Below are 20,892 nucleotides of genomic sequence, written 5' to 3'. Positions count from 1 at the left end.
CTGTCACCCGTCTGCTGAATTCAGACACTCAACACGCCGTGTGGAACATTTATTTTTCCGAGCCTCCAAAGCGTCTCGAATGAGTCGTGGCTTCTGGGCGTTCAGAAGCAAGATGGGCTCGAGCGCGACAAGCTTGATCCGGGGAGATTCAACCTCTATCAGTTGCTTCAAAAGAACGCGGCTGCTGAACTCCTGCCTCCATTGTCGCAAGATGTCCAGAACATCTGGGCCTCGTTGTGGGCGAGTGAGGGCTCGCTTTCGAGTGCCAACACCTGGGATGACTCGTTCCTCTCTTGCGGCCCCTTCCAGCAGACAGCTGGAACTGAATCCGGCAAGGGAGAGCTGGCGGGAGCGCTCGACTACGTCAAGAACCACGAAAGTGGAAAGGAGTTGTTCAGGAAGTACTTCCTGGACCACAAAATTGATGTTGCTGAGGTCAGCGGCAAGCAATGGATGAAGACGGGGTACTTGATGTTCGATGGAGAGGTGTTGAAGTCCCAGGAGGGTAAGAAGTTGTTACGGAACTTCGCCTTCCCTTGTCGCTTCGTCAAGGCCATGCAGGAGCAGGCGTTCAGTAAGCTCTTCTTGGAGCAGGGGTTCAAAAGACTCCAGATTGTACGAGATATGGATTATGACTTCGGGGAGGGGCAGAAGTTCAAGCTGCCTCAAATCCATAAATCCGAACTTGCCCAGGCCCTCCTCCTCGATCTTCATCTCAACAGGCCAGGCTTCCTGGAAGCAGGAGCGTTCTGGCCGGAATTGGGAGCTGGTGTCTGGGCTGAAGCAGCCAAGCAGGTGTTGGGAAAACTCGAGAAGAACGCCTTGGGGTCGAAGGGGTTCACATTGTCGGTCATTACCCCAGAGCATGAGTTCGAGATGATAAAGGTCATTCTTGAGCTGAGGAAGAAGCGGCTCAAGAAGGTGGGGGGGATGACCAGTCCAGAAAAGCGCGCGGCCTTCATCATGCTTTGTGTATCGAATCTCGATGATGATGTTGCCAAAGCTTGTGGCTACGCCGGTGTAAGAGAAATCCTGGAGCATACGGGCGAAAAGGCCACCGCCAGCAATTACAGGTACAACTTCCTTGGCAGGCCCGCGATTCGAAAAATCGAGAAAAAGCCCGTTCCCTCTTCAGCGCACGAAGGTGCGCCTGCGTCAGGTGCGCCGTAGAAAAAGAGAAGATTCCTCTGTGCCTGCGGTCTCGAAGGGTAGAAGTCCTGAGTATCGTAAGGAGCATCATGAAAGAACAAGCCATCAGAGCCGTGCTCCTGACAATGCTGCTTGTTGCTGGCTCCGCTCTAGCTGACAGCAGCGGCACGGAGAGTTCCGCTCCACTGAAGGTCGCACCAATCTCTCCAGCGGTGCGACTCCTCGACGTTCCCCAACAGGCAATGTGGGCGGAGCAGGTTGCGGAGTCTCTTGGTTGGGACACTTCGCCCGAGTCCTCTGAGTCGTACTCGTGGCAGGTGGAGCGGACGCTTCGGGACAAGAAAGTGGGAGCTCTCATGCTGGGGCGCATCATTCAAAACGGCGCACCACGTGGGGGCCAGCACGTATGGGCGGTCTTGTATCGAGCTCCTTCAGGACGGCTCCAGGGGGTTGTTCCGCTAGCCATCCAGGTCCCCTACACCAATATCACCGAGCCGACAGTGCGTGCGGATTCCATGAAGCTCTTAGGAAAACGTGGCGAGGCGAATCGGCTCTTGTGGGTCGAGCTCGTAGATGCATTCACCACTGTCAGTTCCGAGGATTACACGGAAGTGAAGAGAGGCAGTACTCACCTGGGCTTTGTATTCAGGGTAGATGGGGCCAAGGGGGAGATCAGGTGTGTCGCCGATGATATTCCGCTACGCACCACCCGTTGGGAAAAAGGAGCGGAGGAAAAGACCTGGTCACTAAAGGTCTCTTTCCCAGGAAGCGGCGTGATGAAGATAGAGCCGGGTTCGGAAGACCTGCCCTCAAAGATGCAAGAGTGGCTGGGGGTGTACGACGTGAGCGGCAAGGCCTCTGCGCCTTTGAAGGAAAGCAATCATGGCGGATGACAAGAAGAAACAGAGCGAGGAGAACAAGAAGACGGTCCTCAAGGCCACTGCGGACGAGGGCTGCAAGGAGGGTCTTCAATTCGAGACTGGTACGCCCATGCAGGTGGTGCTGCTGACACGCAAACGCAAGTTTCTTTTCTCTCAGTAAGGATCGGTGGATGGCTCTCCTCCTCATAAGGCTCAAACGAGTGTCATGAACATACTAAGTGCCTGTTTCGGTAGGACGTTCTGGCAGCTCCCCGCCAGCGGAGCAGGCTGCCAGGGCTGAGACGTACCGAAACAGGCTCTAAGAGCAGGAGAGCCCATGAGAGATGGGTATATGCAGGCGCGCTGGAGGAGCTGGCTTACACGTGCCTGGCCCTGTTGTTGGCCACAAGCTGTCAGTGCAGGGCCGCGTGGAGTCAAACTCCTCCTTGAAGGTTTCGTTCCAGGGAATTGACGTGATGAAGGTGGAGGCCGCTTCTTCGACCCTGCCTCCTGAGCTCGAGCAGTGGGTGGGGGCGTATGACGTGAGCGGAAGGGGTTCCGCACCTTCGAAAGGCGCTGCCCCTGGCGAATGACAAGAAGAAGCCTGAGCCAGGCCGCTGCCGTGCCTCAGTGCTCCGAGGGCGGTTGCGTCTCGTGCGCTTGGGGTGCTCTCCCGGGACCGGGCCGGGGCTCGGGAGTCGCGAGGCGCCCTTGCGCGTGCACGCCTCGAATCTCCGCGCTGCGCCAGGGCCAGTGCCCTTCGAGCTCCACCGCGAGGGTGAAGCTCAGGAAGGTGCGGATGAGCACGATGAGCCCGAGCACCACCACGCCGCGCAGCGTGGGCTCCTCGCTGACGGTGCGGATGATGTCCGCGGCCACCAGCAGCTCCAGCCCGAGCAGGATGGCGCGGCCCACCTTCTCCCGGAGGCTGCGGAATGCGTGCTCACCGCCCCCACGGCGGTAGTGGACCAGCACGAGCACGATCGAGACGATCGTCCCCACCACCATGACCGCCACGCCGGCGCCCTCGAAGAGGCGCGCCGACAGCGAGACCCACTCCGTGAACTCCATGGGCGCCTTTCAGTCGTAGCTCTCGGCACCCGGCGGGCAGCTGGGCTCCTCGCCCATGAGCGCCCGCAGCATGTTCTTGAGCTTCATGTTCTGCACGAACAGGTCGTGCTCGGGAGAGCGGCCCGGGTCCGTCATGGGGCTCTTGAAGTAGAAGCTCAGCCAGTCCTGCGTGCCGATGCAGCCACCACGCTGCGCCAGGTCCAGCAGCAGCGCCAGGTCCAACACGATGGGCGCCGCGAGGATGGAGTCCCGGCACAGGAAGTCGATCTTCATCTGCATCGGGTAGCCCATCCACCCGAACAGATCGATGTTGTCCCAGCCCTCCTTCGCGTCGCCGCGGGGCGGGTAGTACTCGATGCGGACCTTGTGGAAGATCTCCCCGTAGAGCTCCGGGTTGGCGCTCGCGTCGAGGATCTCATCGAGCACGCCGCGCTTGGTGAGCTCCTTGGAGCGGAACGACTCCGGATCGTCGAGCACCTCGCCGTCGCGGTTGCCGAGGATGTTGGTGGAGAACCACCCGCGCACGCCGAGCATGCGGGCCTTCAGGGCGGGTCCGATGACGGTCTTCATCAACGTCTGGCCCGTCTTGAAGTCCTTGCCGGCGAGCGCCACCTCGTGGAGGCGCGCGAGCTCCGCGGCGGCGGGGAAGTCCACCGCCAGGTTGGGAGAGCCGTTGGCGAACGGCACGCCCTCCTGGAGGCACGCCCAGGCGTAGATCTGCGAGTTGGTGATGGCCGGGTCGCTCTTCTGCAGGCCGGCCTCGAAGGCGCGGCGGGAGGAGTGCACCTGGTCGGCCGCCACATAGGTTTCCGTGGAGCCGCACCAGACGGCCACCGCGCGCGAGCACCCGTTGTCACGCAGGAAGGCGCGGATGTCCGCGCGCACCTGCTCCACCATGTCCGCCTTCGTGGCGCCTTCCTTCACGTGCGTGCCGTGCAGGCGCCTCACGTATTGCGGATAGAAGACACCCTTCATCGGGCGGATGGCCTCGAGCTCCTCTCGCACGGGCTCGAGCTGCGAGGCCTCGAGCACCTTGGCGTGGATGGCCGCGTCATAGACGCTGTCCGGGAAGATGTCCCAGCCGCCGAAGACGAGCTGATCCAGCCGGGCCAGCGGCAGGTACTCGTTCATGCGGACCTGCTTCCCGCCCGCGCGCATGCTGCCCATCTGCGTGAGCGAACCCACTGGAAGTCCCAGTCCCTTGCGCGCCAGCAACACGCCCGCGATGAACGTGCTGGAGACGGCTCCCATCCCCGGTAGCAGGACGGCGAGCTTCCCTTCTGGCGGGCGGATCGAGTCTGGTCGTTTCATCTATCCCTCGCTGGTTGTGCCGATACGCCGGGTTGCCCGCCCGGGTCGGAAGACGTGCTGGGAGAGGAACCACCACACCCGCATCCCCACCCCCATGTGCTCGCCTAAGGCTTAAGTACTCACTGGCCAAACAGCCAGTGTCTCCCTCGTCCAGTTTGGCTGGAGCGCGCTGCCTTGATTGCCGCATGGCAATACTCCCGTGGGGCGATGTCCTCCAGGTGACGTGGACGGGGTCGTGGAGCGGCCCGCCCTTGGAAAGCCCGGAGGCGCTGCACACCGTGCGAGCGATCCTGACTTCGAGGTGCGGATGACTCCGGGTGAGATGTCGAGTGAACAGATCGAGCAGCGGGTGCGCTCTCTGGGTGAGTGGTTCCACAACCTGGACTTGAAGGGAGTCCGGACGGCTCCGGGACACTTCCTGGGCGACTTCCCCACTGTCTTCTGGAAGACCTTCCAGCACGCCTTTCCACAGGATCTGACGGGCAAGTCGGTCCTGGACATCGGGTGCAACGGAGGCTTCTACAGCCTCGAGATGAAGCGCCGCGGTGCGTCGCGGGTGGTGGGCATCGACGCCGACGAGCGCTACCTGGCCCAGGCCCGCTTCGCCTCCGAGGTAACGGGCCTGGAGGTGGAGCTGCACAAGATGGACATCTACGACGTGGGCTCGCTGGGCGAGACCTTCGACGTCGTGTTGTTCATGGGTGTGCTCTACCACCTGCGCCACCCCCTGCTGGCGCTGGACCTGCTGTATGAGAACGTCGTGAAGGACCAGCTCATCTTCCAGACGCTGGAGCGCGGCAGCGACCAGGTGGGCCAGTTCGCCCCGGACTACCCCATCACCGAGCGCTCCATCTTCGACCGGCCGGACTACCCGAAGATGCACTTCATCGAGCACGAATACGCGGGGGACTGGACCAACTGGTGGGCGCCCAACCGGGCGTGCACCGAGGCGATGCTGCGCTCGGCGGGCTTCGACATCCTCGAGCGTCCCTCGAACGAGGTCTACATCTGCCGGCGCGGCAAGCGCACCGGAAAGTGGGGCGCGGCCTATCCGCGCCAGACCTTGAAGACCACCACCGTCGCGCACCCGGAGACGATCCAATGATTGAAGCGGTGAAGCTGTGGAACGAGCCCAACAACATGTCCCACTGGGACTTTGGGATCGACAAGGACTGGAGCGTCTTCTCCCGCATGGTGCGCCTGGCCGGTGAGGCCGTGCGCGCGGAGAACCCGAAGCTCACCCGCGTCCTCGGGGGCATCTCCCCCATCGACCCGGCCTTCATCCGCCGGATGAAGGACCAGGGCGGCATGGACGAGGTGGACGTCGTGGCGGTGCACGGCTTCCCGCTCGACTGGAACCACTGGCAGATCCACGAGTGGCCGGAGCGCCTCGAGGAGATCCGCGCGGTGACGCACCTGCCGGTGTGGGTGACCGAGGTGGGCGTCTCCACCTTCGGCGCCGAGGAGGTGCAGGAGTTCGGCTTGCGGCGCACCGCGGAGCTGCTGCTCGGCAAGGTGGACCGCGTCCACTGGTACAGCCTCTATGACTTGCCGAAGGCCTGGCCGGCGACCACGCGTCACCGTGAGGCGGAGGGCTCGTCGTACTACCGGCACTTCTACATGGGCCTGCTCAGGGAGGACGGCACGCCCAAGCGCGCGATGCGCCACTTCGCGGACTACACGCCGGAGATGGGCATCTGCCAGTGGTTCCACTTCGAGGACCACCGGCTGGATGACGCGGTGAAGTGGCTCAAGAAGCTGGGCGTCAAGAAGCTGCGCACGGGCCTGAGCTGGGCGGACAGCCACCGGCCCAACTACGAGGCCTGGTTCGACCGGCAGATGAGCGCGCTCGAGGACTTCGACCTGACGCTGACGTACTGCTTCACGCCGGGCTCTCGCGGCGTGGTCGACCACCACACGAGCCCGCCCCGGAACGTGGAGGAGTTCGCCGACTTCTGCGCGCGCATGACGCGGCGCTACGCGAAGTAGGCGGGAGGTGCCGGGTCGCGCAGCAGCGAGGTGTAGCGCTCCGCGGCCCGGCGCAGTCTCGCGGACTCCTCCGGGACGAGCCCCTCCAGCGCCGAGGCCGCCATGACATGGTGGCCCAGCTGGAAGGCCAGGTAGCACGGCCGGTAGAAGTCCATGAGCGCGGCGCTGACGGCGCGGCCACTCGCGCGCTCCACGTACTCGGCGAGGATGGACTGTTCCGCCGGGTCCAGCCCGAGCTCCACGGCGGCCCCCACCACGTCCCAGGCCACGTCCTGGCACCCGATCAGGTCGTGCGCGTCGTGGTGGTCCACCGCGTCCGTCTTGAGGAGCCGGCAGTCCGGGAGCACGAGCCACTCCCACGCATGGAGCTTGTTGTCCGTCTCCACCGGGCGCACCTCGGCGGAGAGCCGCTCGAGGCGCGGCGCCCAGACACCGAGCGTTTCGGCGTACCCGTCACCCAGGACCTGGGCGGTGTTGTAGCGCGCCATCTCCAGCAGCTTCGCGAGCGAGGCTCCCCGCCCGGGCTCGGAGGGGAAGCGACGGGCGCGGAAGCCGAGGTAGGTCCCCACGCGCGCCACGAGCTCCGCGCGGTCGAGTCCGCGTGCGACGGGAAGGGGCCGCGCGCCCTCGAGCCACCGCTGGACGAGGAATCCGTGTCGCAGTCCCTCGACGGGCGGTGTCAGGCTCGCGTCCGAGAGCTGGCGCGCGCGCGCCAGGCGCCGCTCCCCGTAGGTACCGAGGCCGGCGAACTTGAGCAGGAACGTGCCGCGCGCGGTCAGCAGGAGGTACTTGCGCCGCTCCTGCTGGATGTGCACCGCGGGCCAGTCGCGCTCGTCCGGGAGGTGCTTGCGCCGCCACGCACCGCCACTGACATCCACGAGCGGACCGACGGCGGTGCCGGTGAGATCCTCGACCCAGTCGACGAGGGGCGCGCGGGTATCGCTCGGGCGGATGAAGAGCGCGTCGAAGTCGGCCGTGTACCGGCGCGCCCGGGACCAACGTGTCCGGTGTCGCTCGCTGGCCATGGGCCCGAGCTCACCCGCGTGGCTCGGGAAGAAGAGCAACCTGTCCTCGGGGACACCCCGGTCCTCGAGGAAGTCCGCCACCGCGCCGAAGGAGCTGCCCGACAACCCGGGCCCCTCGTCCACGATGGCGACGTGTGACTCCCTGGCTCGGGTCAGGAGCTCGCGCTCGAGCTCGGGGCCGAGACTGAGGGTACGCTGGAAGGGATGGCCTCCCGGCCTGACGGTGAAGGGCGCAGTCGTGGTGCCCGCGGAGGCCGCGACCAGGCACGAGAGGCCCGTTCCGATGCTGCGGATGCCCACCACCACGGGCGGGCGTGGCAACAACCGGAGCGAGCGCGCGGCCTCCAGGTACAGCTCCGGGTAGAGCGCGTAGTAGGCGTAGCCCTCGGGCATCTTGACGGTGACCCGCTCCGGGAGCTCCAGACGCTCGAGCGTGTCGAGCACCTCGTCCGGGATGGGGCTGTAGCTCGTGAAGCCACTCGAGTGGGAGTAGCGGATGGCTCGCGCGAGGGCCAGTGGGAGCGCGAGGCATGCCGTGCTCCGCGGGCCTGGCTCGTCCTGGCGCCGCTCGGCGAAGTCCGCGTCGAGCAGACCCTGGGCGAGCTCGCCCGCCTCGATGAACAGGGACACCAGCGCGGCATGACGGACGATGCCCGCGGGCATGGTGTCGAGTTGACGCAAGCGCTCACGGAGAGCCGCGAGCACCTCTGCTGGTCGCACCTCGCGCTCATGGTCTCCGTAAACGAGCATGGTGTTGTTTCCCCTCCTCGTGGCCGCGGTCTGCTCCCCGGAAGATAGGAGGCTCCCGCGGGAGCGGTTCGGTGTCGTGCAGTGCGCGGTTGGTGGGCAGGCACTCATGCGGGCGCCCGTCGCCCGGTTGTCGGGTGGACAGTGGTCGCGACAAGTCACGGGCGGGCCCGGGCGCGGGACGCAGATTGCCCTCCGGACCTGTTGCCCCCCAGAGAAGTCATGCCTCCTCGCCCGTTCATCCGGTTGGTTCCTCTCGCGCTCCTGGCCCTGGTGGCCTGCGCCGTACCTCGCACGCTGCCTGCTCCTTCCCAGGGGGCGCTTCCCGAAGTGGAGCGCCTCGCGCGCTTCGAGGTGGGCTTCGAGCTGCCGGAGCGCACGCGTCACCCGGATGATGTGTCCATCGAGGCCCGCTTCACCGCGCCCTCCGGTCAGGTCGTGACAGTGGGGGGCTTCGCCGTCGCAGGGGGAGGCTTCCGCGTGCGCTTCACCCCTCGCGAGACGGGTGAATACCGTTACGTCATCCAGGCGGATGGCGGCTCCGGCCCGCGTGAGGTGTCCTCGGGAGGCTTCCGGGTGCGGCCGAGTGACCGGCGGGGCTTCGTGCGCCGTGGAACCGGCTCCGCGCACCAGCTCGCGTGGGAGGACGGCGGACCCTTCATTCCGCTCGGGGAGAACCGCTTCAACGTCTACGACCCGACGTGGAACTACAACCAGCTCCCGGCACCCGAGTATGTGGCCTACATGGCCAGCCACGGGATGAACACGCTGCGCGTCTTCATCTTCACCGACTGCGAGCGCGAGGAGCCCCAGCCGGGGCCGCAGCCGGGTTGTCTGGAGCCCCAGGTCGGCCGCTTCGACCCGGAGGTGGCCGCGCAATACGACGCCATCCTGGAGGCCGCGGAGAAGCACGGCATCTACGTCATCCTCACGCTCTTCGCCGTCGGCTTCACACCCGGCGAGACGTGGAAGAGCTGGGAGGACAATCCCTATAGCACCGCGCGAGGAGGCCCCGCGGAGACTCCCCTCGACTTCTTCGAGCGTCCGGACATCCGCGCGCTCGCGGAACGCAAGCTGCGCTACGTGCTCGACCGGTACGGCTACTCACCGCACCTGCTCGCCGTGGATCTCCTCAACGAGCCGGAGTGGGACGGCAACAACGGAGAGGAGTTCTGGGTTCCCTGGGGCGAGCACATGGCGGAGGTGTGGCACGCCGCGGACCCGTACGGCCACCTCGTCACACTGGGTTCGGTGGGGCTGCACTGGAACGAGGATGGGGACGAGCGCCCCTGGTACTCCAGCCCGCGCAACGACATCCTGCAGTGGCACCTCTACGGCAAGGAGTACTACGAGGTCCACGCGCTGGCGGCCGAGTTCTCTCGCAAGGTCGCCGAGAGCTGGGGTTACGGCAAACCCGTCCTCTGTGGCGAGTTCGGTTACGGCGGGGATGATCCCCAGACGTACGACCACACCCACGTGGGCATCTGGAGCGCCATCTTCTCGGGAGCGGGAGTGCTGGCGCACAGCGCGCCGCCGTTCACCGCCGACTCGGACGTGATGATGACGCCCGGGCGGGGCCAGCACTTCCGGGTGCTGTCGGACTTCCTGTCGAGGCTGTCCTGGTCGCCGCCGCTCCACCCGCAGCTCGCCCCGCTCGCGACACCCGAGGGGACCCGGGCCTGGGTGCTCGGGCGCTCCGGTTACTGGGCGCTGTGGGTCCTGGGTGCGGAGACGGGCTACGGCTCCCCGGTGCGGGACGCCACCGTGCGAATGGGGGTGCCCTCCGGGAAGTACCGCGTCTCCTGGTGGAACGACGTGACGGGCGAGCAGCTCGCGACGGAGGAGCTGACGGCGCGGCAGGGAGGCCTCGTGCTTCGCCTGCCCGGCTTCGTGCGGCACGTGGCGGGCGTGGTGGAGGCCCTGCCCGCCGTGCCTTGAGTCCATCGTTCAGAGGGCGGGGCCCGCGTCCGTCAGTGGCTCGGACTGGCGCGTGTGGCTCGGGCGCTCGGCCACGCTGCGGAAATAGGAGATCGTCTCCCGCAGACCGTCCTCGAGCCCCACCCGGGGTTCCCAGCCGAGCAGCGTGCGCGCCCGGGTGATGTCCGGCTGGCGCTGCTTGGGATCGTCCTTGGGTAGCGGCTTGAAGGTGATGCGGCTGTTGCCTCCCATGGCCTCGCGCACCGCCTCCGCGAACTGGAGGATGGTCATCTCGCGCGGGTTGCCGATGTTGACCGGCTCCTCCACGTCCGACAGCGCCAGCCGCACGATGCCGTCGATGAGATCCGACACGTAGCAGAACGAGCGCGTCTGGCTCCCGTCTCCGAAGATGGTGAAGTCCTCGCCCCGGAGCGCCTGGCCCACGAAGGCGGGCACCACGCGCCCGTCATTGAGGCGCATGCGCGGCCCGTAGGTGTTGAAGATGCGCACGATGCGCGTGCGGACCCGGTGCACGCGCTGGTACGCCGCCACGATGGCCTCCCCGTAACGCTTGGCCTCGTCGTAGCAGGAGCGCGGGCCGACGCTGTTCACGTTGCCCCAGTAGTCCTCGCGCTGCGGGTGCACCAGCGGGTCTCCATAGATTTCGGAGGTGGAGGCCTGGAGGAACACCGCGTCCTTCTGGTGCGCCAGCTCGAGCCCGTTCTCGGTGCCGAGCGAGCCCACCCGCAGCGTCTCGATGGGCAGCTGCGCGTAGTCGATGGGGGAGGCCGGCGAGGCCATGTTGAAGACGAAGTCCACGGGCCCGTCGAAGCTGAAGGGCTCGGTGATGTCGTGGTGCAACGACACGAAGCGCTTGTTCATCCGGAGACCGGCGAGGTTGCGCTCATCGCCGGTGACGAAGTTGTCGACACTGATGACCTCGGAGGCCCCATCCGCGAGCAGCCGCTCGCACAGGTGAGATCCGAGAAAGCCCGCTCCGCCCAGAACGACCGCCCGTTTCCCATGGATTCGATTCATGCGCGTAGGCTGGGGCCGGGCACCGGGCCGAGGGAGCGGCGGTCGATGACCCCTCCGGGCCCTTCGTTGATTTTCCGACGGATCAGGCGCCCACCGCGTCCGTCAGAAGGCAGCGGCGGCGTTCTCCTGTTCACGTCTGGAGCATGAGGCCACGCGGGCCGCTTGCCTGGACGCTGGCTCGACCACACTTCGGCCTTCCTCTCACCCAGACACAGCAGCGGAGGCAACAACAGATGGAGGCGGGAATGTCGAACGCGACGATGGCTGCGGCGGTGATCGCCGGGCCGAAGGGCGCGCGGGTCGAGCGCGTGGCGCGGCCCGAGCCGGGTCCGAACACCGTACGCGTGAAGCTCGAGGGCTGCGGGTTGTGCGGTTCCAACCTGCCCGTCTGGGAAGGTCGCGAGTGGTTCAAGTACCCGATGCAGCCCGGTGCCCCCGGTCACGAGGGCTGGGGTGTGATCGACGCCGTGGGCAGCGGCGTCACCGGCTTCAAGGTGGGCGATCGCGTGGCCACCCTGTCCTCGGCGGCCTATGCCGAGTACGACGTGGTGAACACGGACTCGGCGGTGTTGCTGCCGCCGTCGCTCGCGGGGAAGCCCTTCCCGGGTGAGCCGCTCGGCTGCGCGATGAACATCTTCCGCCGCAGCGACATCCAGCCCGGACAGACGGTGGCCATCATCGGTATCGGCTTCCTCGGGGCACTGGTGACGCGGCTGGCGGCGAACGCCGGGGCGCGGGTCATCGCCATCTCCCGTCGGCCCTATGCGCTCGAGCTGGCCCGCGCGTACGGCGCCACCGAGTGCATCCCGATGGATGACCACCACAAGATCATCGATCGCGTGAAGTCGCTCACGAATGGCGCCTTCTGCGAGCGGGTCATCGAGGTGGTCGGCGAGCAGTGGCCGCTCGACCTGGCTGGCGAGCTCACGCGCGAGCGCGGCAAGCTCATCGTCGCGGGCTACCACCAGGACGGGCCGCGCCAGGTGAACATGTGGCTATGGAACTGGCGCGGGCTGGACGTCATCAACGCGCACGAGCGTGACCCCAAGGTCTACGTCGAGGGCATCCGTATGGCGGTCGACGCGGTGGCCTCCGGCAAGCTGGACCCGTTCCCGCTGTTCACGCACCGCTTCGGGTTGGACGAGCTCAACAAGGCCTTCGAGACGATGCGCAGCCGTCCCGAGGGCTTCCTCAAGGCGCTCATCACGGTATGAACGGACACTCCATTCAGAAGACAGCGCCCCGTCCGAGGCTCGGCTTCCTCGGCGTGGGTTGGATTGGCCGCAACCGCATGGAGGCCATCGCCCAGAGCGAGATGGCCCAGGTGGTGGGCATCGCGGACCCGGTGCCGACGGCGGCCGAGGAGGCGCAGAAGCTCGTGCCGGGCAGCCAGCGGGTGGACTCGCTCGACGCGCTGCTCGAGCTGGGGCTCGACGGACTGGTCATCGCCACGCCCAGTGCGTTCCACGCGGAGCAGTCCGTGCGGGCGCTGGAGCGCGGGGTGGCGGTGTTCTGCCAGAAGCCCCTCGGCCGCTCGGCGGAGGAGACGAAGCGCGTGGTGGACGCCGCGAGGGCCGCGGATCGGCTCCTGGGCGTGGACCTCAGCTACCGCTTCACCACGGGAATGCGGCAGCTGCGCGAGCGCATCCAGGGCGGCGCGCTGGGTGACATCTACGCGGTGAACCTCGTCTTCCACAATGCCTACGGCCCGGACAAGGCGTGGTTCTACGATCCGAAGCTCGCGGGCGGCGGGTGCGTGATGGACCTGGGCATCCACCTGGTCGACCTGGCCTTCTGGGTGCTGGGCTTCCCCGAGGTGCGCCGCGTGTCGAGCCAGCTCTTCGCCCAGGGCCGCTCGCTGGGCAAGCGCGGTGAGGCCGTGGAGGACTACGCCGCCGCGCAGTTGGAGCTCTCCAGCGGCACGGCCGTGCAGCTCGCGTGCTCGTGGAAGCTGCCCGCCGGGTGCGATGCCGTCATCGAGGCCTCGTTCTATGGAACGAAGGGCGGCGCCGCGTTCCGCAACGTGAACGGCTCGTTCTACGACTTCACGGCGGACCTGTTCTGGGGCACCCGGCGTGAGCGCCTCGCGGATCCGCCGGATGCATGGGGAGGCCGGGCCGCGGTGGACTGGGCCACGCGCCTGGCCCATGGGGCCCGCTTCGATCCGGAGTCCGAGCGTCTCGTCCAGGTGGCGGGCGCGCTCGATCGCATCTACGGCTGAGTCCGGGTTCGGACCCGAGCCCCTGTGGGTGTCACCAGCCCTCGGGCTCGGGTTCCGGCCGTTCGATGAGTCCTGCCCGGTCGAGCAGCTCGCGCACACGTGCGGTGAATGCCACGTGCTCGGGGTTGCTCGCCGTCATGGGTTCCTTGGAAAGGATGAGGAGCCAGCCCAGCGCGCCCACAGCCTGCGCCTGGCTCTCCGAGCAGTAGTTGCTTGCCGCGGCCCTCGCGAGCTGCGCGTCCACTCCGCCGTGTTGTGCCCCATGTCAGAGCATCACGGCTCCGCCTACCTCGTGACGATGCCCTTCAGTCCCGTTCGCGCCTCGAAATCCCGGGCCAGTCGCTCCATCTCCGCCGAATCTTCGCAGCCCAGAATGAATGAGAAGGTGGGCCGCGTTGGGTGTCGGTAGAGTAGCAGCGCGGCGTCTCCTCGCTCGTACAGCGCGCAGTGCTCGACGGGCGAAATGCGCATGAAGCCCCTCTCTTCCGCCAGCTTCGTTATTGCATCCGAGCGGTATTCGGCCGCAGCCTTGACGTCCTCCGGTGAGGAGAACTTCCGCCGGAAGGGCAACTGTGGCAGGCGAAGCTCCTTGAAGGCTTCGTAGTAGAGAAATTCCTCCAGCCCCACGTACTTGGGAGAACTGGCTTCCGGGGGGTAGTTCTTCTCCAGTGCCCTTCGGACCACCAGGCAGTCATCGGGTCCATGAGGATTCGAACGATCAAGGAACCAATCGAAGCTGGAGGGCCCATTGTCTCCAGCCACAGGGATGTACCGCCCACCGCGCATCCAGGACAAGCTATAGACATTGAGGGCTCCTTCAATGGAGAAGGAGGCCTCGGCAAGTTCAAGGTCACCCATGCTTGCCCCCATTGTCTCCAGGAAACGACGGTAGGCACCTGGAAGGGGACCCGCATGCTTTTCCAGAATCGCAATATCATGCCTGTCCGCCGGGACAATCTCCTGGGAGAAACCGGGGCGGTATTTTTCAACGAACTCGACGAATGCTCTCATTTTAGACTCCCGAACCAGGGCAGTTGGTCTTGCAGTACATTGCCGGAAGCTTTTCCTGGCAGTCCGAGCACGACGGAACGTTCTCGCCATTTTCGAATGTCTGCTCGCGCTCCTCTGGTTCGGATAGTTTCTTGCTACCCAGGTCTTCCATTCGGACCTTGAACTTAATCCTGGGACCCCTGTCAGGCTTGAGGCCTTCGACCGCCGGATAGAACAGCCGCTCAATGAGCTGTTTGGGTTTGTGTCCTCCATGCTTTTCCATGATCTGCTTGGCGGCACAGTCCCAGTCTTCCTTCTCGACCCCTGAACCCACGGAGGGACTTGCACACGCAAAACCCACAGCTCAACGGCCTCCATGAAGCCTGGAGGCGCTTTGCCTGAGCACGCCGCGAGCTTCCTACCCGTGCATTCGCAAACCATGACACCAATCATATATCCTTTGGTGTAGGAGCCACTGTTTCGACTGTATCGAAGCACGGCACTTGCCTTGAAGAAATCGTCAAGAGCATCAATCTGCGCTCCCAGAGCTGAGATCTCGCCCGGCAACGTCGCCAACTCTTCTCTTTGCTTGGGGTTTGGCCCCTTTCCTTTTTTCCTATTCTCCTCCGTGTTCTTCTCCTCTAACTGGTCAAGGAGTCTCTCCTTCTGATTCTTCTCCTTGGCGAGCTTGCTGCGCTGGAGAATTTGCTGCTTTTGTGCGTCGAGAGCCTTCTGCACTCGCTCAAACAGGGCAGCAATCGCCGTCTGCGTCTCCTCACCGGCTTCCAGCGGGTGCGTCTTCCCGCAGAGCCCGCACGGAATGTCGTCACCGTAGATGACCGCCATCACCCCGGAGGCCTGGATGATGCCGGTCATCGTGGCGGCATTGGCGGGACTGCCCGAGGGGCCGCAGTTGTTGAGCATGGGATCACCCAGCAACTGCACGTTCTTGCCCTCGATTCTGACGTTCATCGAGCCGGGGCCAAGGAACTTCGTGGGGCCATGGGTATTGCTGGAGATGAGACCTCCCCCCGTGCCCTTGCTGGCCATGTCGCCCTGGCTGCCAAAGCTGGCGCCGGTGATGGCGACGGGGTTCCCATCGATGGTCACCGTCTTGGAGTAGCCCTGGGGGGAGTCGCCGCTCTTGCCGATATTCGGCAATGGCGTGGGCACGAAAGGGGCCGGCGGGCCCGGCATCTTGCAGACGTTGGGCAGCGTGGCCGCGGCGACGCCCGAGCTGCCCTTGGTGACGGGCGTCCTCGGGGAATTGACGGTGACCTTGGTCATTGTCTTGCTCCGACTCTACTACTTCCGGACAGCGGCTCCTCCAGCAACGCAGCGGCTCTCAACCCGGCTTCCGAGCTGCCCCAGAGCAGCGCACGGGGACCGCGAGCATACCGACGCCGCCAGGCCTGCGCGCACAGGACCAGGTTCAGCGCCCCCGTGGCGGCACCCACCTCACCGCAACTACTCACGGGCGTGTGCACGGCGGAGGCATCACGGAACGCACTCCCCAGCCGCAGCGCCACGAAGCCCCACTCCTCGGAGCGGTAGCGCTCGCCGTTGATATCACTGTGGATGTTCTCCACCTGCACTTGCGTGCCACCCAGCGGCGCGAGCGCCTCACCGACGGCGGCCGTCAACCCCTCGCCCAGGTTGAGGTCATCGGTATGGATGAGCCGCGTCTCTCGGGCCGTGGTGGTGGTGCGCACCGTGGCGTGGGGCACCAGTCCCCACCGGCGCGCATCCGGCGAGGCCATCACCGCCACGAAGGCGGCAGCCTCGCCGGGTGCGAATCCTGTACGCGCCCCCGCTTCGAGCCACTGGTTGCGCTCGCGCAGCCAGGCCAGCGTCTGGACGTCATGGTAGCTGTCGACGCCCCCCACTATCGCCAGAGGGAAGCCTCCGGCGCGGCTCACGCGTCTCACGGCCTCCTGCAATCCCTCCAGCGCCGAGGCGTGGCCCGCCAGTCGTGGCTCCACCCGCAGGCGCAGACGCACACTTCCGACGGCTGCGAGCGCGGCGACAACTCGCGCGGCATCCGCCGACTTCCAGCCCGGGCGCTCCTCGGGTAGCCCCACCAACACCGGCACTTCGGCGTTCCACTGCGTCAGTGCCGGCGCCAGCTTTCCGAGGACCTCTGCCAACGCCGCCGCTCCGAGTGCGGCCATGCGCGCCGCACCGCTCCATTCTCCCGGGTCCAGCAGGGCGTCCCGCGCGAGGAACGAAGCGGACTGGCGCCTCAACTCCGGCACTTGGAGACGCCGCACGCGGCTGATGCCCGCACGCACGGCCGCTGCCACGCTCTCGGCCGTCGTCCCTACGGGTGCACGTGCTCCCGAGGCCACGAGCTTCACGTCTGTGCTCATCTCAATCCGTCCTCAATGTAATGACTGTGAAGTCGAGCTGGTCGGTCTCTCGCGGGCCGACTCTCAATCCGGTCTGATAAATCATGCGCACCTTCCTCAGCTCAGGCTCGATGACCACCGTGCCCAGGGTGGCTTCATGGAAGCGCCGGATGGCCCCGAAGTAGGTGGTGAAGCCGAAATGCAGACGTGGCAGCGTGAAGTGGAGCGAGCCCAGAGGCGTGAGATGTACCAGGGCCATCTTCTCTCCGCCTACGAGACGGCGCGACGGCCGCTGGTCGACAGGCGCGCAGAGGGCGGAGCGCTCGTCGTAGTCGCGTGGCAGCAGCGGGTGTCTCGTCTTCCGCCATGCCTCGTCGTAAGTCCCGGCCAGCTCCAGTCGCGGCGACCAGTGACTGGCTATGGGGCCGAATCCGGCCGGGCCTGGTTCCGCCGGCTTGCCTCGCAGGTATTCGATGCGGTGCGCGGGCTGGTCCACGAGGTGCGCATCACGGCTGGCCATCCCGCGGCCCACCGGGTTGCGCAAATCGCCGACGTGCTTGCTTGCGTCCGCGTCGCGTGTATCGGTCCCTCCCCAGGCCCATTCGTAGAGGATGGGCTGGCTGATGAAGGGTTTGGGGGACGACGGCTTCACGCCCGTCAGTCCCCGCGTATAGAAGCGCTCACCGTGGACCACCAGCATCTTGTCCACGTCGTGGATGCGGACGGCCACCTCGACGCTGGGGGCGGGCCGCCCTCCGGGCGCGTAGGCGCAGGCGTTGATGAGGACGTCGGTGTGGGGCTTGGGCGGGACGAGCTCGGCCTCATAACGCAGGCTGGAGCGGCCAGGCTCTCCCCAGTAGACGGGCTCCGGCAGGGGAGGTTCCTGCACGTCCGAGAGACGGAGCTGGCCCGTGCCGTCGAGGTCAAAGGTCGCCTTGAGCGCGATGACCCAGACGTGGTGGCCGTCCTTGTCGCGGACCCACGTCCGTTCAGCGGCATACGGTGTCTTGTTTTGAAGTACCCACATGGTTTCTCACAAAGGAGAGGGGGCTTCTGTCCCTCAGCGCAGGCCGCTGTCGAAGGACTGGGTACGGAGTCGGGCACAGGCGGTCCGGGCCCTGGCCAGCTCCGCGCGTTGGACATGCGTGAAGGCCCGCGTGCGCACCGTCAGCATGCCTTGACTTCGCAGGGCCAGCTCGCGTGCGAGCACGTGGCGGCGGCGCATGGGACTGGTTTCCAGCGCCTCCACCAGGACGCTGCCGTTGAATGGCTGGCCGTGGAGGTAGCGCGTCCCCTTCACGAAGCGCTTCTTCGCCACGTCCCACCAACCCCGGATGGCGGCCACGTTCGGCCAGGGCAGGTCGTCCTCGGGTTTGGGCACCAGGTCCGCGTCCAGGGACTCCTGCGACTCCGGAGGTGGTGAGGCTCCCTCGGGTCTCTCTCCAGGGGGCAGAGAATAGGGCTCCTCCAGCCGCAATCCCGTCATGGCCGAGAAGGCCTCCCCGGCCAGCTGCGCCGCCTCGGGCACGGCCAGATACTCCAGGCACGCTTCCATCGCCGCCACCCGGCCGCTGAAGCCCAGGGCCCAGAGGGTGTGAGGCCGAAGCTTCTCCGCGTCCAGCAGTGCCAGCAGCAATGGAACGTCCGTGTCACTGCCTCCCATGGCGAAGAGCACCAGTGCCTCGGGGCTGAGCGCGAGGCGGGAGCGCACGGCGGAGCGACATGCCTCCCAGGCTTGCCGCACGCCAGACGCCATTCCCGCCTCCATTGCCACCGCGCGAATGCCAGGGTGCGCGGAGTCCAGCAACCTGGGGAGCAGCCTGTGCACCGCGTCTGCTGGCAGTGGCCATGTGCCACGTAGGGCCGCCACCCGTGCCCGCGGCTCGTCGTGGGTGAAGAAGGGCGCCAGCACCTCGGGAGGCGCTTCCCGGCGGAAGGCCAACGTCTCCAACACCTCGGCCTGCAAGGAGCTGTCCTCCTGCTTCAGCAGGTCGAGCAGGCGCGCGCCCAGCCCGGGTGCCTCGCTGAGTTCCAGCGCCCGCCGTATGGCGGCGCGGGCTTCGGGCTCGGCGCCACGCAGCCGCACCAGCAGCACCTCGTCCACTTCGCCCAGTGCCAGCAGCACATGGGCTGCCGCGGAGATACGTGTGGCATCCTCTGTTTCGAAGGCCGGGCGTAGCACGGCATCGGCCGCAGTGGACGCTCCAATCACCAGCCCGTCCAGGTGCGCGAGGAGGAGTTCCTCCAATCTCGTGGTTTCCACCAGGCTGAAGTCCGGTGCCACCAGGGCTCTTTCCCACTGCAACCACCGGAAGGCCGCCTCGTCCAGGTGCTCCTCCAGCACGTCCACCAATACCATGTCACGTCCCCCTGATTGGCCCGCTGCGCAGCAGTGTCAGGCTGGCTTTGCCACAACGCAGGACGAGACTCTCCCGTCCGTTCCGATGATGCGCCCGAAGCGGCTCTCCCAAAGAGGCTCCAACGCCACCTCGGGTGAGGAGGCGTGCAAAGACAACAGGTGATTCATGGGAACTCCCCCCTCTGCGAAACGTCATGACAGGGCGCTGGATGGACGACGTGGATGGGGCCCTTGCTGGAGCCGAACTACCCCATGGGGTGCAGCGAGTCAATCAGCTGAACGTGTCTCTACCGGGCAACCCTACAGGCCCGGGCTGACTCGCGATGCATGAGGCATGCTGGAGATGATGGCCCACACCCAAGTGCAACCGGGCTGAAATACTGAAACCAAGCGTCGGCGTCGGAGGCCGATGGCATGATGTGTGTTGCCCTCATTTTCATCTGCGGTTCGTATGGGGTTGCGCACCGGCCGCTCGACGCGCTGCTCGAGCTGGGGCTCGACGGACTGGTCTTCCACAACGCCTACGGCCCGGACAAGGCATGGTTCTATGATCCGAAGCTCGCGGGCGGCGGGTGCGTGATGGACCTGGGCATCCACCTGGTCGACCTGGCCTTCTCGACGAAGGGCGGCGCCGCGTTCCGCAACGTGAACGGCTCGTTCTACGACTTCACGGCGGACCTGTTCTGGGGCACCCGGCGTGAGCGCCTCGCGGATCCGCCGGATGCATGGGGAGGCCGGGCCGCGGTGGACTGGGCCACGCGCCTGGCCCATGGGGCCCGCTTCGATCCGGAGTCCGAGCGTCTCGTCCAGGTGGCGGGCGCGCTCGATCGCATCTACGGCTGAGTCCGGGTTCGGACCCGAGCCCCTGTGGGTGTCACCAGCCCTCGGGCTCGGGTTCCGGCCGTTCGATGAGTCCTGCCCGGTCGAGCAGCTCGCGCACACGTGCGGTGAATGCCACGTGCTCGGGGTTGCTCGCCGTCATGGGTTCCTTGGAAAGGATGAGGAGCCAGCCCAGCGCGCCCACAGCCTGCGCCTGGCTCTCCGAGCAGTAGTTGCTTGCCGCGGCCCTCGCGAGCTGCGCGTCCACTCCGCCGTGTTGTGCCCCATGTCAGAGCATCACGGCTCCGCCTACCTCGTGACGATGCCCTTCAGTCCCGTTCGCGCCTCGAAATCCCGGGCCAGTCGCTCCATCTCCGCCGAATCTTCGCAGCCCAGAATGAATGAGAAGGTGGGCCGCGTTGGGTGTCGGTAGAGTAGCAGCGCGGCGTCTCCTCGCTCGTACAGCGCGCAGTGCTCGACGGGCGAAATGCGCATGAAGCCCCTCTCTTCCGCCAGCTTCGTTATTGCATCCGAGCGGTATTCGGCCGCAGCCTTGACGTCCTCCGGTGAGGAGAACTTCCGCCGGAAGGGCAACTGTGGCAGGCGAAGCTCCTTGAAGGCTTCGTAGTAGAGAAATTCCTCCAGCCCCACGTACTTGGGAGAACTGGCTTCCGGGGGGTAGTTCTTCTCCAGTGCCCTTCGGACCACCAGGCAGTCATCGGGTCCATGAGGATTCGAACGATCAAGGAACCAATCGAAGCTGGAGGGCCCATTATCTCCAGCCACAGGAATGTATCGCCCATGTTGTAGCCATGTCTTGGAGCTATAGACATCGAGGGCTCCGTCAATGGAGAAGGATGCCTCGGCGAGTTCAAGTTCACCCATGCTCGCTCCCATGGTCTCCAGGAAACGACGATATGCACCTGGAAGGGGGCCCGCTTTTTTCTCCAGGATTGCGATGTCGATTTCATCCGCCGGGACAATTTCCTTGGAGAAGCCGGGGCGGTATTTTTCGACGAATTCGACGAATGCTCTCATTTCTAGGCTC

18 protein-coding genes and 2 pseudogenes are annotated in these 20,892 nt (G+C 65.9%); 9 read left to right on the top strand and 11 right to left on the bottom strand.

Annotation, left to right across the window (positions count from 1 at the left end; all coding sequences use genetic code 11):
• Nucleotides 1–162: 162 nt before the first annotated feature.
• The 3 genes from JQX13_RS06910 to JQX13_RS06900 all read left to right on the top strand — a co-directional run bounded on the left by JQX13_RS06910 (nt 163) and on the right by JQX13_RS06900 (nt 2,190).
• Nucleotides 163–1,170, top strand: a complete 1,008-nt coding sequence (locus tag JQX13_RS06910; protein WP_203408260.1) for a hypothetical protein — start codon at nt 163–165, stop codon at nt 1,168–1,170.
• A 68-nt stretch (nt 1,171–1,238) separates the two neighbouring features.
• On the top strand, nt 1,239–2,042 hold the full coding sequence (locus JQX13_RS06905; protein WP_203408259.1) for a hypothetical protein: 804 nt from the start codon (nt 1,239–1,241) through the stop codon (nt 2,040–2,042).
• Nucleotides 2,032–2,190, top strand: a complete 159-nt coding sequence (locus tag JQX13_RS06900; protein WP_203408258.1) for a hypothetical protein — start codon at nt 2,032–2,034, stop codon at nt 2,188–2,190. The genes JQX13_RS06905 and JQX13_RS06900 overlap by 11 nt, the downstream gene beginning before the upstream one ends.
• A gap of 446 nt (nt 2,191–2,636) precedes the next feature.
• On the opposite strand, the gene JQX13_RS06895 is transcribed toward JQX13_RS06900, so the two are convergent.
• Nucleotides 2,637–3,080, bottom strand: a complete 444-nt coding sequence (locus JQX13_RS06895) for a DUF1622 domain-containing protein (protein WP_203408257.1) — start codon at nt 3,078–3,080, stop codon at nt 2,637–2,639.
• A 9-nt stretch (nt 3,081–3,089) separates the two neighbouring features.
• On the bottom strand, nt 3,090–4,391 hold the full coding sequence (locus JQX13_RS06890) for an inositol-3-phosphate synthase (protein ID WP_203408256.1): 1,302 nt from the start codon (nt 4,389–4,391) through the stop codon (nt 3,090–3,092).
• Between the two features lie 322 nt (nt 4,392–4,713).
• Here JQX13_RS06890 and JQX13_RS06885 point away from each other — a divergent pair, with 322 nt between their 5' ends.
• Nucleotides 4,714–5,496 (top strand): TIGR04290 family methyltransferase, encoded by a 783-nt coding sequence (locus JQX13_RS06885; protein WP_203408255.1) that lies wholly within the window; start codon nt 4,714–4,716, stop codon nt 5,494–5,496.
• Nucleotides 5,493–6,380, top strand: a complete 888-nt coding sequence (locus JQX13_RS06880) for a glycosyl hydrolase (RefSeq protein ID WP_203408254.1) — start codon at nt 5,493–5,495, stop codon at nt 6,378–6,380. Before JQX13_RS06885 ends, JQX13_RS06880 begins: the two co-directional genes overlap by 4 nt.
• Here JQX13_RS06880 and JQX13_RS06875 read toward each other — a convergent pair.
• Nucleotides 6,368–8,155: a hypothetical protein gene (locus JQX13_RS06875; RefSeq protein WP_203408253.1), complete on the bottom strand. Its 1,788-nt coding sequence runs from the start codon at nt 8,153–8,155 to the stop codon at nt 6,368–6,370. The two genes, JQX13_RS06880 and JQX13_RS06875, sit on opposite strands and share 13 nt — an antisense overlap.
• Nucleotides 8,156–8,374: 219 nt before the next feature.
• On the opposite strand from JQX13_RS06875, the gene JQX13_RS06870 reads away from it, so the two are divergent.
• Nucleotides 8,375–10,090 carry a cellulase family glycosylhydrolase gene (locus JQX13_RS06870; protein WP_203408252.1) on the top strand — a complete coding sequence of 572 codons (1,716 nt, stop codon included), beginning with the start codon at nt 8,375–8,377 and terminating at the stop codon, nt 10,088–10,090.
• A gap of 9 nt (nt 10,091–10,099) precedes the next feature.
• On the opposite strand, the gene JQX13_RS06865 is transcribed toward JQX13_RS06870, so the two are convergent.
• On the bottom strand, nt 10,100–11,107 hold the full coding sequence (locus tag JQX13_RS06865; RefSeq protein WP_203408251.1) for a UDP-glucuronic acid decarboxylase family protein: 1,008 nt from the start codon (nt 11,105–11,107) through the stop codon (nt 10,100–10,102).
• Between the two features lie 245 nt (nt 11,108–11,352).
• Between JQX13_RS06865 and JQX13_RS06860 the strand changes: the two genes are divergently transcribed.
• Both JQX13_RS06860 and JQX13_RS06855 read left to right on the top strand, forming a co-directional pair.
• The gene (locus tag JQX13_RS06860) at nt 11,353–12,321 is read left to right on the top strand and encodes an MDR/zinc-dependent alcohol dehydrogenase-like family protein (protein ID WP_239014591.1); all 969 of its coding nucleotides are present in this window, start codon (nt 11,353–11,355) and stop codon (nt 12,319–12,321) included.
• Nucleotides 12,318–13,328, top strand: a complete 1,011-nt coding sequence (locus JQX13_RS06855; RefSeq protein ID WP_203408249.1) for a Gfo/Idh/MocA family protein — start codon at nt 12,318–12,320, stop codon at nt 13,326–13,328. The genes JQX13_RS06860 and JQX13_RS06855 overlap by 4 nt, the downstream gene beginning before the upstream one ends.
• A 31-nt stretch (nt 13,329–13,359) precedes the next feature.
• Here the strand turns inward: JQX13_RS06855 and JQX13_RS06850 are convergent.
• The 5 genes and pseudogenes from JQX13_RS06850 to JQX13_RS06825 form a co-directional block, all read right to left on the bottom strand.
• Nucleotides 13,360–13,515: pseudogene (locus JQX13_RS06850) on the bottom strand (Imm52 family immunity protein); the annotation flags it as partial.
• A gap of 98 nt (nt 13,516–13,613) precedes the next feature.
• A complete protein-coding gene (locus JQX13_RS53765) occupies nt 13,614–15,605 on the bottom strand; it encodes a PAAR-like domain-containing protein (RefSeq protein WP_239014590.1) in 1,992 nt (663 codons plus the stop codon).
• On the bottom strand, nt 15,602–16,687 hold the full coding sequence (locus JQX13_RS06835) for a hypothetical protein (RefSeq protein WP_203408248.1): 1,086 nt from the start codon (nt 16,685–16,687) through the stop codon (nt 15,602–15,604). Before JQX13_RS06835 ends, JQX13_RS53765 begins: the two co-directional genes overlap by 4 nt.
• A 1-nt stretch (nt 16,688) precedes the next feature.
• Nucleotides 16,689–17,693: a DUF2169 family type VI secretion system accessory protein gene (locus JQX13_RS06830; protein ID WP_203408247.1), complete on the bottom strand. Its 1,005-nt coding sequence runs from the start codon at nt 17,691–17,693 to the stop codon at nt 16,689–16,691.
• Nucleotides 17,694–17,726: 33 nt separating this feature from the next.
• Nucleotides 17,727–19,025: a TIGR02270 family protein gene (locus JQX13_RS06825; RefSeq protein WP_203408246.1), complete on the bottom strand. Its 1,299-nt coding sequence runs from the start codon at nt 19,023–19,025 to the stop codon at nt 17,727–17,729.
• A 414-nt stretch (nt 19,026–19,439) separates the two neighbouring features.
• On the opposite strand from JQX13_RS06825, the gene JQX13_RS06820 reads away from it, so the two are divergent.
• Entirely contained in the window at nt 19,440–19,868 is a 429-nt protein-coding gene (locus JQX13_RS06820; protein ID WP_239014589.1) for a Gfo/Idh/MocA family protein, read from the top strand.
• A gap of 31 nt (nt 19,869–19,899) precedes the next feature.
• Here the strand turns inward: JQX13_RS06820 and JQX13_RS06815 are convergent.
• A pseudogene (locus tag JQX13_RS06815) lies at nt 19,900–20,055 on the bottom strand (Imm52 family immunity protein); the annotation flags it as partial.
• Nucleotides 20,056–20,153: 98 nt separating this feature from the next.
• A complete protein-coding gene (locus tag JQX13_RS53760) occupies nt 20,154–20,882 on the bottom strand; it encodes an SMI1/KNR4 family protein (protein WP_239014588.1) in 729 nt (242 codons plus the stop codon).
• Between the last annotated feature and the right edge of the window lie 10 nt (nt 20,883–20,892).

The sequence above is a fragment of the Archangium violaceum genome (genome assembly GCF_016859125.1).
GTDB lineage: Bacteria > Myxococcota > Myxococcia > Myxococcales > Myxococcaceae > Archangium > Archangium violaceum_A.
Note: the sequence above shows the minus strand (reverse complement) of the source record. Positions and strands in the feature narration are given on the sequence as shown.

Bases quoted from the DNA above. Each gene is read 5' to 3' on its own strand.
- JQX13_RS06880 (WP_203408254.1), top strand. From the start codon at position 5,493: ATGATTGAAGCGGTGAAGCTGTGGAACGAGCCCAACAACATGTCCCAC.
- JQX13_RS06895 (WP_203408257.1), bottom strand. From the start codon at position 3,080: ATGGAGTTCACGGAGTGGGTCTCGCTGTCGGCGCGCCTCTTCGAGGGC.
- JQX13_RS06905 (WP_203408259.1), top strand. From the start codon at position 1,239: ATGAAAGAACAAGCCATCAGAGCCGTGCTCCTGACAATGCTGCTTGTT.
- JQX13_RS06855 (WP_203408249.1), top strand. From the start codon at position 12,318: ATGAACGGACACTCCATTCAGAAGACAGCGCCCCGTCCGAGGCTCGGC.
- JQX13_RS06900 (WP_203408258.1), top strand. From the start codon at position 2,032: ATGGCGGATGACAAGAAGAAACAGAGCGAGGAGAACAAGAAGACGGTC.
- JQX13_RS06865 (WP_203408251.1), bottom strand. From the start codon at position 11,107: ATGAATCGAATCCATGGGAAACGGGCGGTCGTTCTGGGCGGAGCGGGC.
- JQX13_RS06860 (WP_239014591.1), top strand. From the start codon at position 11,353: ATGTCGAACGCGACGATGGCTGCGGCGGTGATCGCCGGGCCGAAGGGC.
- JQX13_RS06875 (WP_203408253.1), bottom strand. From the start codon at position 8,155: ATGCTCGTTTACGGAGACCATGAGCGCGAGGTGCGACCAGCAGAGGTG.
- JQX13_RS06825 (WP_203408246.1), bottom strand. From the start codon at position 19,025: ATGGTATTGGTGGACGTGCTGGAGGAGCACCTGGACGAGGCGGCCTTC.
- JQX13_RS06885 (WP_203408255.1), top strand. From the start codon at position 4,714: ATGTCGAGTGAACAGATCGAGCAGCGGGTGCGCTCTCTGGGTGAGTGG.
- JQX13_RS06890 (WP_203408256.1), bottom strand. From the start codon at position 4,391: ATGAAACGACCAGACTCGATCCGCCCGCCAGAAGGGAAGCTCGCCGTC.
- JQX13_RS53765 (WP_239014590.1), bottom strand. From the start codon at position 15,605: ATGACCAAGGTCACCGTCAATTCCCCGAGGACGCCCGTCACCAAGGGC.
- JQX13_RS06820 (WP_239014589.1), top strand. From the start codon at position 19,440: ATGATGTGTGTTGCCCTCATTTTCATCTGCGGTTCGTATGGGGTTGCG.
- JQX13_RS53760 (WP_239014588.1), bottom strand. From the start codon at position 20,882: ATGAGAGCATTCGTCGAATTCGTCGAAAAATACCGCCCCGGCTTCTCC.
- JQX13_RS06870 (WP_203408252.1), top strand. From the start codon at position 8,375: ATGCCTCCTCGCCCGTTCATCCGGTTGGTTCCTCTCGCGCTCCTGGCC.
- JQX13_RS06830 (WP_203408247.1), bottom strand. From the start codon at position 17,693: ATGTGGGTACTTCAAAACAAGACACCGTATGCCGCTGAACGGACGTGG.
- JQX13_RS06835 (WP_203408248.1), bottom strand. From the start codon at position 16,687: ATGAGCACAGACGTGAAGCTCGTGGCCTCGGGAGCACGTGCACCCGTA.